At 64.6% G+C, this 11,775-nt stretch carries 9 protein-coding genes; 3 read left to right on the forward strand and 6 right to left on the reverse strand.

Annotated elements, in window-relative coordinates; translation table 11 throughout:
* Positions 1-85 precede the first annotated feature (85 nt).
* From OUO20_RS10630 to OUO20_RS10640, 3 genes are all read right to left on the reverse strand, one after another.
* Complete coding sequence (locus OUO20_RS10630) at positions 86-574, reverse strand: PTS sugar transporter subunit IIA (RefSeq protein ID WP_056394163.1); 489 nt, start codon at positions 572-574, stop codon at positions 86-88.
* Positions 575-614: 40 nt separating this feature from the next.
* A complete protein-coding gene (locus OUO20_RS10635; RefSeq protein ID WP_018769222.1) occupies positions 615-2,354 on the reverse strand; it encodes a glycerol-3-phosphate dehydrogenase/oxidase in 1,740 nt (579 codons plus the stop codon).
* 103 nt (positions 2,355-2,457) lie between these two features.
* Entirely contained in the window at positions 2,458-3,594 is a 1,137-nt protein-coding gene (locus tag OUO20_RS10640; RefSeq protein ID WP_018769221.1) for a GuaB3 family IMP dehydrogenase-related protein, read from the reverse strand.
* Positions 3,595-3,650: 56 nt separating this feature from the next.
* Between OUO20_RS10640 and OUO20_RS10645 the strand changes: the two genes are divergently transcribed.
* Positions 3,651-4,256, forward strand: coding sequence for a hypothetical protein (locus tag OUO20_RS10645; RefSeq protein WP_268003418.1), 606 nt, complete (start codon positions 3,651-3,653; stop codon positions 4,254-4,256).
* On the opposite strand, the gene OUO20_RS10650 is transcribed toward OUO20_RS10645, so the two are convergent.
* Positions 4,253-6,112, reverse strand: coding sequence for an ABC transporter ATP-binding protein (locus tag OUO20_RS10650; RefSeq protein WP_056394172.1), 1,860 nt, complete (start codon positions 6,110-6,112; stop codon positions 4,253-4,255). The two genes, OUO20_RS10645 and OUO20_RS10650, sit on opposite strands and share 4 nt — an antisense overlap.
* A gap of 501 nt (positions 6,113-6,613) precedes the next feature.
* Here OUO20_RS10650 and OUO20_RS10655 point away from each other — a divergent pair.
* Positions 6,614-9,100 carry a GH32 C-terminal domain-containing protein gene (locus tag OUO20_RS10655; RefSeq protein ID WP_268001704.1) on the forward strand — a complete coding sequence of 829 codons (2,487 nt, stop codon included), beginning with the start codon at positions 6,614-6,616 and terminating at the stop codon, positions 9,098-9,100.
* Between the two features lie 68 nt (positions 9,101-9,168).
* Here the strand turns inward: OUO20_RS10655 and OUO20_RS10660 are convergent, their stop codons facing one another.
* Both OUO20_RS10660 and OUO20_RS10665 read right to left on the reverse strand, forming a co-directional pair.
* The gene (locus tag OUO20_RS10660) at positions 9,169-9,462 is read right to left on the reverse strand and encodes a putative quinol monooxygenase (RefSeq protein WP_018769217.1); all 294 of its coding nucleotides are present in this window, start codon (positions 9,460-9,462) and stop codon (positions 9,169-9,171) included.
* 24 nt (positions 9,463-9,486) lie between these two features.
* On the reverse strand, positions 9,487-10,485 hold the full coding sequence (locus tag OUO20_RS10665; RefSeq protein ID WP_268003419.1) for a LacI family DNA-binding transcriptional regulator: 999 nt from the start codon (positions 10,483-10,485) through the stop codon (positions 9,487-9,489).
* A 164-nt stretch (positions 10,486-10,649) separates the two neighbouring features.
* Between OUO20_RS10665 and OUO20_RS10670 the strand changes: the two genes are divergently transcribed.
* On the forward strand, positions 10,650-11,768 hold the full coding sequence (locus OUO20_RS10670; RefSeq protein ID WP_268001705.1) for a substrate-binding domain-containing protein: 1,119 nt from the start codon (positions 10,650-10,652) through the stop codon (positions 11,766-11,768).
* Positions 11,769-11,775 lie beyond the last annotated feature (7 nt).

The raw sequence follows: 11,775 nt of genomic DNA on the forward strand, positions 1-11,775 counted from the left end.
TTCGTACTTCTGTAGAACAACTAAACGCCGGCGCCGGCCGCCCCAGGGAGGAGCCGGCCCTGGCCGGATGCTGGTCCGGGCGTTCCTAGTGGTCGAAGAACACCAGGCTGGAGTTGATGAGTTCGGCGATCACTTCGGCGTCGTAGGCGCGCCGCAGCGATTCGCGGAAGGATTCCTTGGAAAGCGACCGTGCCAGGGTGGCCAGCACTTCCAGGTGGTCGGAAAAGGAACTGGCGGGGGTGGCAATCAGCAGGATCACCGTGGCCGGACCGTCGGCGGCGCCGAAGTCCAGGGCATGGCCGTACTTGGCGATCCCCACCGCGATCGAGGTCTGGGAGACGAACTCGCTGCGCGCATGCGGCAGCCCGATGCCGCCCGGGAGCCCCGTGGCAAGCTGGTGCTCGCGGGCATTGACGTTCTTCAGGAACCCGTCAAGATCCGAGATCCGCCCGGCTGCGTGCAGCCGTTCCGCCAACTGGGTGGTGGCGTCGGTCTTGTCCTTCGCTTCCATTTCCAGGATCACCATGTCGGCAGTGGTGAGGTGGGCGTCATACGGGTCCAGTGGTTCCGCCAAGGCGTATCCCTTCTGTCAGCAGTGCAGGGCGAACGGCCCCTCAGCGCAAGGGCACGATGTTTTCCGCGCCCAGGCGGGCGGCGTCTGCGGATTCGTCGTCCGGCTGTTGCTGGCTGAGGCGTTCGGCTTCCACGCGGGCAATGTAGTGGCGGACCTCGTTTTCACGCTGCGCGTCACTCCAGCCAAGGACGTCACCCATCAGTTTAGCGACAACAGGGGCAGCGGACACGCCGCGGTCCCAGGCCTCGATGGAAATGCGCGTCCGCCGGGTCAGGACGTCCTGCACGTGGCGGGCCCCTTCATGGGTTGCGGCATAGACCGCCTCCGCCTGCAGGTAGTCATCCGCTCCCGGGATGGGCTCGGCAAGTTCCTTGTTCTGCTCGATGATGGCCAGCACCTCGGGCGTCATGGAGCCGTACCGGTTGAGCAGGTGCTCGATCCGTGCCACATGGACCCCGGATTCCTCCGCGGTGCGGTTCCGGCGGTTCCAGGCCGCACGGAAGCCGCTGGCGCCCAGCAGCGGGATGGTTTCCGTGCAGCTCGGCGGGACCCGTTCGTCCATGGTGCGGGTGGCCTCGTCCACCGCATCCTTGGCCATGACCCGGTAGGTGGTCCACTTGCCGCCGGCCACCACCACCAGGCCGGGGACAGGGTGTGCCACAACGTGCTCGCGGGACAGCTTGGCGGTTGAATCGTTTTCACCGGCAAGCAGCGGCCGGAGTCCGGCATAGACCCCTTCAACGTCCTCCCTGGTCAGCGGGCGCTTGAGCACCTGGTTGACGTGCTCCAGGACGTAGTCGATGTCCTTGCTTGAGGCCGCGGGGTGGGCCTTGTCCAGGTGCCAGTCGGTGTCCGTGGTGCCGATGATCCAGTGCCGTCCCCACGGGATGACAAAGAGCACCGACTTTTCCGTGCGCAGGATCAGGCCCACGGTGGATTGGAAGCGGTCGCGGGGAACCACCAGGTGGATGCCCTTGGAGGCACGGACCTTCAACTGGCCCCGGTCGGTCACCATGGCCTGGGTTTCGTCCGTCCAGACTCCGGTGGCGTTGATGACCTGCTTGGCCCGGATGCTGAATTGCGTCCCGTCCTCATGGTTCTCCACCTTGGCTCCGACCACCCGCTCGCCCTCGCGCAGGAAGTCCACCACCGCCATCTGGTTCACGGCGTGGGCGCCGTAGTACGCAGCGGTACGCACCAGGTTTGCCACGTATTTGGCGTCGTCCACCTGTCCGTCGTAGTACCGGATGGATCCCACGAAGGCATCATTCTTCAGGCTGGGGGCGGCGCGCAGGGTGCCGCGCTTGCTCAGGTGCTTGTGGAACGGCACGCCGCGGCTGTGTCCGCTGGAGATGGACATGAGGTCATAGAGCGCGATGCCGGCGCCCACGTAAGGCCGCTCGATAAAGGGCTTGGTGAGCGGATACAGGAAGGGCACCGGGCGGGCAAGGTGCGGGGCGATTTCGGAGAGCAGCAGCCCGCGTTCCTGCAGGGCCTCCTTGACCAGGGCGAAGTCGAGCATCTCCAGGTACCGCAGGCCGCCGTGGATGAGTTTCGAAGACCGTGACGACGTGCCGGCAGCCCAGTCGCTTGCCTCGACGATGCCAACGCTCAGCCCCCGGGTCACGGCGTCCAAAGCGGCTCCCGCTCCGACGATGCCGCCGCCGACGATCAGGATGTCCAGTTCCCGGCCCGGTTCGGACGTGGCGCGCAACCGCTGGATGGATGCTTCCCTGGCTTCGGGGCCAAGGGCTCCGCCGTTTGCAGGAACACTCTTCATTGAACGCCTCCAGTGCCTCTAGTGCCGGTTGTAAACCCACACTACTTGCTGGCGGCGTGCTTTGGGCAGGGTGGGCGGCGCCCACCCTGCCCCGTCCAACGCGTCAGTTCCCTGCGTAGGGCGATACGACGACGTCGACCCGCTGGAATTCCTTGAGGTCCGAATAACCGGTGGTCGCCATGGAGCGGCGCAGCGCACCAATGAGGTTGGACGTGCCGTTGGTGTGGTGGCCGGGCCCGAAGAGGACTTCCTCCAGCGGACCCACGGTGCCGACGTTGGCGCGGTCACCGCGCGGCAGTTCCAGGTGGTGCGCCTCCTGGCCCCAGTGCCAGCCCTTGCCGGGTGCCTCTTCGGCGCGCGCCAGCGCGCTGCCCAGCATGACGGCGTCGGCGCCCATGGCGATGGCCTTGACGATGTCACCCGAGGTGCCCATGCCGCCGTCGGCAATGACGTGCACGTAGCGGCCGCCGGACTCGTCCATGTAGTCCCGGCGGGCGGCCGCGACGTCGGAAATGGCTGACGCCATGGGCGAGTGGATGCCCAGGGCGCGCCGCGTGGTGGTGGTTGCGCCGCCCCCGAAGCCCACCAGCACACCAGCCGCGCCGGTCCGCATGAGGTGCAGCGCCGGGGTGTAGCCGGCCGCCCCGCCCACGATGACGGGGACGTCGAGTTCGTAGATGAACTGCTTCAGGTTCAGCGGTTCGTGGTTCTTGGAGACATGCTCGGCGGAGACGGTAGTGCCCCGGATGACGAAGATGTCGACGCCTGCGGCCACGACCGTCTTGTAGTGCTCCTGGGTGCGCTGCGGGGTGAGCGATCCGGCCACGGTGACGCCGGCCTCGCGGATCTCGGCCAGGCGGGACGTGATGAGTTCCGGCTGGATGGGCGCCCGGTACAGCTCCTGCATCCTGCCAGTGACGGCTGGGCTGTTGGTTTCGTCCTGGAGCGCAGCGATTTCATCCAGAACAGACTGCGGATCCTCGTACCGGGTCCAGAGTCCCTCGAGGTCAAGGACGCCCAGGCCGCCCAGCTTGCCCAGCGCGATGGCCGTTGCCGGTGACATGGCGGAGTCCATCGGGGCCGCGATCACCGGCATGTCGAACTGGTAGGCGTCGATCTGCCAGGAGACGGAAACGTCCTTGGGGTCGCGGGTGCGACGGTTGGGGACGATTGCAATGTCATCCAGGGAGTAGGCACGACGCCCACGCTTGCCACGGCCGATCTCGATCTCATAAGTCACTGCTCTAGGTTATCCCAGCAGCCCCGTTGGTCCCGGCCGGTGGCTACAGTGGCATGATGGGCAGACGCTGGATCTTCGACGGGCACATCGCCGGCATTGGCACCACATCCGGACTGCGCGCGGTGGTTGGCATGTGGCAGGAGTCCCCTTTCGGGACCTTCTCGGACGTCATGGTGCAGGAACCCTCAGGTCACCGCCTGCTGCTTGCGCCGTCCGCCGACGTTGCCGGCTTCATAGCGTCGACCTACAGCTTTGATGAGGTGCGCATGGTGGACGTTGCTGCCGGACTGTCCGGCGGCGCGTTGGCGGTCGACGCCGGGCCGCTGGCAATCCAGGCAGTCACCGGGGCGAGGACCTACCTCGGTTCCGCGCTGAAGGCACTTCCCAGGCGACTTGCAGTCCATCCACGCTGGCTCTCCGCAGTCAGTCCGCTGGCCGCCCTGGCAGCCCGCGGTGCCCGCACCTACGGCACGGCGGGCAGCGGCAGGGCAGAGTTTTACGGGGTGACGGACCTGCACCACGTGACCTCCGCCGTCGTTTCATGGGAAGGCGCCGACGCCGGCGCGCTGGCCCCCATCCGGCCCGCCGTGACCTTCGGTTTCAGCAGCGTCCCGCCCAAGCCCAGTGTCGCGAGGGTGCGCACCACCGTACTGGAGGCCTAGTTTGCTGTAGGTTCCTCTACCGTCAGCTGGGATTCGAACATCCTGAAGTACCTGCCGCGCAGGGCCACCAGTTCCTTGTGCGTGCCCTGCTCCACGATTTCGCCGTCCTCCAGCATGTACACGATGTCGGCTTTCTCGATGGTGGCAAGCCGGTGGCTGATGGCGATGATGGTGCTGCTGCGGTCCGCGAAGAGCCGGGTGAAGATGCGGTGTTCGGCCAGGGCATCAATGGCGGAGGTGGGCTCGTCCATTACCATGAAGGACGCGTCCCGGTAGAAGTTCCTGGCCATGGCAAGGCGCTGCCACTGGCCGCCGGAAAGGCCGCTGCCCTTCCGGCCGCGCGGGTCCTCCATCCAGTTGCTGACGTGGTTGTCCAGGCCGTTGGGCAGCTTATTGATGAAGTCGAGCGCCTCGGCATCCGCGGCCGCCTTGCGGATGCGGTCATCGTCCCGCGGCGAGTCAACGTCGCCGAAGTAGATGTTCTCCGCCGCGGTGGCAAACTCGTATTTCAGGAACTCCTGGCTCAGCACCGCCAGGTGGCGGTGCCAGGAGGTGACGTCAACGGCGGCGAGGTCCACGCCGTCGAGCAGCACCTGGCCGGAGTCCGGACGGTAAAGGCCGGCCAGGATGCGGATCAGCGTGGACTTGCCGGCACCGTTCTCCCCCACGATGGCAATGTGCTGGCCTTGGCGGATGGTCAGGCTGATGCCCCTGATCACTTCGATGTCACTGCCGGTGTACGTGAAGCGGATGTCCTTCAGCTCGACTTCCTTCGGCGCTGCCAGCAACGGCGGCGCGTGCTCCGAGTGAACCGGCATTGCCATGAACAACTCGTAGTCCTTCAGGTTGGCGAGGTCTTCATCAATGGAGCTCAAGGAGGACACCAGGTTGTTTGCGGTGGACAGGGCGCGGCTGACGATCTGCTGCACATAGAGGAACTGGCCCACGGGCTGGGCGCGGGCAATGATCTGACCCACCACCCAGATCAGCGACACCACCTCCGCACCGTACTGGAGTGCATCGGCGGCCAGCTGCTTGGGGATGTAGCGCCGCTGGTAGTCAAGGCGCCGCCGCTCGTCTGCGTCCCGAAGCCGGGAGCGTAGGTCCATGAGGAAACCGACAATGCCATACAGCCGCATCTCGGCAATGTGCTGCGGCCGGAGGAGGTTGGTTTCAATCATCCGGCGTTGGCGGCGTGAGTCCACCTGCGTGTTCCAGTGCGCAATCTGTTCCCTGGACAGCTTGAACTGCAGGTACACGCTGGGCACGATCGCCACCAGGACGATCACGGCGATCCACCAGCTGACCAACAGCAGGGCGCCGATGGCCAGGATGACCGAGATGAGCTGCGTAAAGATAGCGGCAATGCGGTCCAGGACCCTTGCATAGGAGTCGGAGAACCGTTTGGCGCGGTCGTAGAGGTCCACGGTCTCTTTGTCGTCATAGCGCCAGAATTCGAGGGCGAGGAAGCGCTGATACATCTGGTCGCCCACAATGGCGCCCACCTTGAAGCTCATCAACTGCTGGATGTACCGGTCAACGCTGTTGAAGGCGCCCCAGAAGAGTCCCAGCGCCGCGGTGACAATGACGTAGACGATCGCAACGCGTCCGGCTCCGGCGTCGCCCGCGTAGGCTGCGGCCAGCGCGGTGGTGGTGAGGGACGCAAAGTAGGTGGTGACCAGGGGAAGAACGGCCGAGATCAGCGAGCCGAGCACCTTCATGATCACCGCGCCCGGGGATGCACGGAAACTGACCCGCAAGACCTGGGCCACGGCGCGGGCGTAAGGCCGTATGGCAAGCCGCCGGTGGGGTTCGCTCTTCGGGCTCAGTTCCGCCGGATGGCGTGATGGGGGCATACCTCAAGCCTAGGGCGCGCACCGAAAGTTTGCGGTAGCCCGGAAGGGCGTTCGGCGCAGCCAACAACCGTTGCCGCAGGCCGGCTGGGGCTGGTTCTGCAGGTCCGTTCCCACCTCTTGCCCGCTGTCATGACAACGGTGTCGAGCGCCGTGCCGGTCAGACGGGCTCGAAAGCAGCCAGGTCCTTACCGATGCCCGGCCGCGGGAGTTCGTTGACTTGTCTCGTGGACTTAACCTACGCTCCGTCACGTATTGACATCGTTGTCTAACTGAACGCGCGATGAAGGGCGACCTCAAAATGCACAGAAAACAAAAGGGAAGCACGCGGCTCCTTTCGGCCCTGACGCTGACGGGTTTGATATTGACCGGAGCGTTGGCCGGCGCCGGACCTGCGATTGCAGGGAAGTCGGACGGGAATCCTCCCCCGGGCCCACCACGGGCAGCACTTTGGGCCAGGAAACCTACAGGCCGGCGTACCATTTCTCGCCGGCCAAGAACTGGATGAACGATCCCAACGGAATGGTCTACCACAAAGGGATCTACCATCTTTTCTTCCAGCACAACCCGTCCGGAAACACCTGGGGCAACATGTCCTGGGGACATGCCACCTCCACTGACCTCGTTCATTGGCAGGAGCAGCCGCTCGCCATTTCCACGGATACCCAGGAGGACGTGTTCTCGGGCAGCGTTGTGGTGGACAAGAACAATACATCCGGTCTGGGGACTACGGAGAACCCGCCGCTGATTGCGATTTACACCAGTGCCTACAAAGATGCCTCGCCGCACCGCGGGCTCCAGGCCCAGTCGCTGGCCTACAGCCTTGATGACGGACAAACCTGGACCAAATACAGCGCGGACCCGGTCCTGAACCGGAACTCCGCCAACTTCCGGGACCCAAAGGTGTTTTGGTACAGCACTGCCGAAGGCGGCTACTGGGTGATGGCGGCCGTTGAGGCCCTGGACCACAAAGTACTGCTTTACAAGTCGACCAACCTCAAGGACTGGACGGCCCTGAGCGAATTCGGGCCCGCCAATGCCACGGGCGGACTGTGGGAATGCCCCGACCTCTTCCCGCTGGCCGTTGACGGAGACCCGAACAACGTCAAATGGGTCATGGTGGTCAATATCAATCCCGGCGGGGTGGCTGGCGGCTCGGCGGGTCAGTACTTCGTGGGCAGCTTCGATGGCGTCACGTTTACCTCGGAGACCACGAAACCCAGCGATGCGCTACCCCCTGGAACCCCCGTGGCGGGATTCAACGACGGCACATACAACGGGTGGGCCGTGAGCAATGAACCCGGCAACTGGAAGAACGGACCCTTCACTGACGCTCCGGCAGCCGGAACCCTGCCGGGCCAAAACCTCGTTGGCGGGTTCGTAGGCGCGGGCTTGATAAATTCCTTCAACGACGGCGACTGGCCCCTGGGGTCCATGTCCTCGCCTGGCTTTACCGTAGACAGCGACTACATCAACTTCCTGGTGGGTGGAGGCCAGCATCCGCGGGTCTCCGACAAGCTGGACAATACGCCGCCGCCGGGAGACCTGCTGTTCAATGGCTTCGAGGTCCCGGACGGCACTACCCTCGCCGACGCCGGCTGGACCGGCACGGGCGACCTCGCGCCGTCGTATCAGCCCGCCACGACGGGAGGCGACTACTACATCGGCGCTAAACGCATCAACACCTTCGAAACAGGCGCGGCCCCGGGTGACGACCGGCAAGGCAGCCTGACCTCCCCCGAGTTCACGCTCTCCCGGAACTTTGTGAGCATGCTGGTGGGCGGCGGGCACCGTTCCCCGGACTCCGGGCAAGTACTGGAGGCCCAGTTGCTGGTGGACGGGAACGTGGTGCGCACCCTTGCCGGGGACGACGCCGGCGCGCTCAACTGGAAGGGCTGGGATGTCTCCGAATTCGCGGGCAAGCAGGCCCGGCTTCGAATCGTTGACCAGGCGACCGGCGGTTGGGGGCACCTCACCGCTGACCATGTCATGCTGACCGACCAGGCTGCGGTGCCGCGCTCGGACGAAACCACAGTGAACCTGGTGGTGGATGGCGAGGTGGTGCGCACAGCTACCGGCGCGAACAGTGAGGTGCTGGACTGGGCGTCGTGGAACGTGGCGGAATTCCGCGGCCGCCAAGCGCAGATCAGGGTCGTGGACAACAACCGGTTCGGCTGGGGACACATCCTGGCCGACGAGTTCACCGCTTCCCCGCAGCCGGCCCGGCCGCGCATCAACAGTTATGACTGGCTGGACTATGGCCGCGACTACTATGCCTCGGTTTCCTTCGGCAACATGCCCGAAGATAAGCGGGTCATGCTCGGCTGGATGAACAACTGGGACTACGCCAACAGCATTCCCACTTTCCCATGGCGCAGCGCGATGTCGCTGCCCCGCGAGATCGGCCTGACGCAAACGCCGGACGGCCCGCGGCTGACGCAGCAGGCAGTGAAGCAGGTGGACGGGCTGGCCTCTGCGCCCAGTTACCGGAATACCGCAGGCGGGACCATCACTCCCGGAACGCATGCCCTGCCTTCCGCGGCGTCGGGGGATGTGCAGCGGATCGATGTGACCTTCGCTCCCGGCACTGCGGCCAAGTCCGGGATCACCCTCTTCGGAAACGGATCATCGTCCACAGCCGTCGGTTACGACGCCGCCACAAAAGAGGTCTATGTCGATCGCGCGAATTCGGGCAATGTCGGCTTCCATCCGCTGTTTGCCTCGGTCGATTCGGCACCGGTCAGCGTGGATGCCCAGGGAAATGTGACCCTCCGGATCTACGTGGACAGGTCCTCGGTGGAAGTCTTCGCCCAAGGCGGACTGCGGACAATCACCGATCAGGTCTTCCCTGCGGACGGAGCCAAGGAGGTAGCGCTGTTCGCCGAGGGCGGCGTTGCGCAGTTGAAGTCGCTCACCGTCACACCGATGAAACAGGCCATGTTCCTGGCGTCCCTCAAGGCGGTCAACGCCGGAGGGAAGGCCCGGGGCTGAGAAAGCAGGCTTCAGCATGCCCAGCCGGCGGCATCCGGTGGCTGGGCATGCTGAAGCCCCCAGCGAAACTATTCCACCGGCTGCAGCCAGGTCAGGACCGACCCGTCCTCTTCGATGTGCCGCGCCAGCTCGGCATTGAATGTGGCTCCGTATTCGGCGGTGATGTGCTCCTGGAAAGCGTCGTCGTCCCGGTACACCTCGAATACGAAGTACTCACGCGGGTTGGACTCCCGGGTATACGGAAGGAAATGTTCGTTGCCCGGCTCGCGGCGAACGCGCTCCGTCAGTTCCCGCATCATCTCCGCGACGCGTCCTTCGCTTCCGGGCTTGACGGTGAATTCTGCATACAGTGTTTTGGTCATGGATTTCCTTCTTTCTGTGGTGGGTCAGTTCGACGGCGGCAGCTCGCCCGAGCCGCGCACGATCAGTTCCGAGGGGACAACATAAGCCTGGGGAGCACTGTCGTCGCCGTCCATGCGGGCGAGCAACCGCTCAGCGGCGAGCTTCCCGATCCGGTCAGGATGCTGTGCGATGACGGTGATGCCCGGGTCCATCATGTCGGCGAGTGTGAAGTCGTCGAAGCCCACCAACGCCACCCGGTGGCTGGCTCCCCGTTCACGCAGTGCCCTCATGACGCCGAACGTCACGAGGTTCTGGCTGGAGAAGATGGCAGTAGGCGGGTTGTCGGACGCGAGGAGTTCGTGGGCAGCGAGCCGCGCTGATTCTTCGTCGTGCAGGCCATCGCGAACCGGAACAGAACCGGTGGCGACGCCCGCCCGGCCGAGTTCTTCCATGAAGCCCCTGCGGCGATCGCGGGCAGTCTGGATATCAGGGCGGTCACCCAGGTAGGCAAGTTTGGTATGGCCGTGCTGGAGGAGATGGGCTGCAGCCCGCGCAGAGCCGGCAGCGTTGTCGGTTACCACAGCGTCGGCCTCGATCCCCACCGGCTCGCGGTCGATGAAGACGAGGGGCAGGTCCCGGGAGTGCTCGGGGATGACGTAGGCCTGGCTCCTGGCAATGGGTGTCAGGACCATGCCATCCACCCTGCGCCCGAGGAACGCTCCCACCAGGGCCTTCTCCCGCTCGGGGTCGTCGTCGAGGCTTGCAGCGAACACGGCGATTCCGCGCTCGGCGAGGGCGTCTTCCAGTGCGCGGTGGATTTCGCTGCTGAAAGGGTTGGCAACGCTGGGCAGCAGCAACCCGATGGACAAGGTCTTTCGGCCGGCGCGACGCAGGCTCCCCGCCGCCATGTCCAATTGGTAGTGCAACTGCTGGGAAGCTCCCAGGACACGCTGGCGCGTGGCCTCCGAAACGCCGGGCTCGTCATTCATCACCCGGGAAACAGTCTTGATCCCAACGCCAGCCAAGGCGGCCACATGGCGCATGGTGGGTCGGTTCGTGCTGACCTCGGACTGGTAACGATTAGACATCGTTGTCAATACCTCGCTCTTCATCATTGATTCACACTTGACTCTACCCTGTGACATTGATTACATGAGCGATGACATCGTTGTCAGGCACGCTAAGTGCCCTGAGACCAGGAGATTCAATGTTGAGTTCCAAAACCCCGCGGCACACTGTTACTCGTTCCCTCGCCATCGGCGCAGTCCTGACCCTGGGCGCCCTCAGCCTCTCGGCCTGCGGGGGCAACTCTTCCGCAACAGGCTCCACCGACGGTACTTCCTCGGAGAAAATCGGTGTCTCACTGATCGTGAAGACCACGTCGAACCCGTTCTTCGTCTCCATGCAGGAGGGTGCGAAGAAGGCGGCTGCTACGGACGGCATCGACCTCAAGCTCGCGGCAGGAAAGGCCGACGGCGACGAAGACACCCAGATCCAGGCAATCGAAAACGCCATCTCCAAGGGCGACAAAGGCATCCTCATCACGCCCAACGGCCCGTCCGTCGTCGACGCCCTGAAGAAGGCGAAGGACGCCGGGCTGTTCGTCATCGCACTGGACACCCCGCCGGACCCGGCCGATGCCGCCGACATCACCTTCGCAACCGACAACTTCGCCGCCGGCGAGCTGATCGGCAAGTGGACCGCGGCGCAGCTGGGCGGCAAGAAGGCCACCATCGCGCTGATCGACCTCTTCGACGACAAGGTTGTCTCGGTTGACTACAACCGCGACCAGGGCTTCCTGACCGGCCTGGGCGTTGACACCGCCGACAAGAAGAAGAACGGCGACGAAGCCAAGACCGGAAAGTACACCGGCGGCAAGGGCGGCGAGTACGAGATCGTGGGCAACCAGGCTTCGCAGGGCGCCGAGGACGGTGGCCGAACCGCCATGGAAACGCTGCTCTCCAAGAATCCGAACATCAACGTCGTCTACACCATCAACGAACCGGCCGCCGCGGGCGCGTTTGAAGCCCTGAAGTCTGCAGGTAAGGAAAAGGACGTGCTGGTGGTCTCCGTTGATGGCGGTTGCGCGGGCGTGAACAACGTCAAGTCCGGCATCATCGGTGCCACCGCGCAGCAGTACCCGGTCAAGATGGCCGAACTGGGCGTCAAGGCAATCGTGGACCTCGCCAAGACCGGCAAGAAGCCCGAAAACTCTGCCGGCCTGGACTTCTTCAACACCGGCGTCGAACTGGTCACCGACAAGGCGGCTGACGGCGTCAAGAGCATCACGACCACGGACGCCACCCAGATCTGCTGGGGCAAGTAAGCCGGAA

Source organism: Arthrobacter sp. FX8, from assembly GCF_026723805.1.
In the GTDB taxonomy this organism is placed as follows: Bacteria; Actinomycetota; Actinomycetes; order Actinomycetales; family Micrococcaceae; genus Arthrobacter.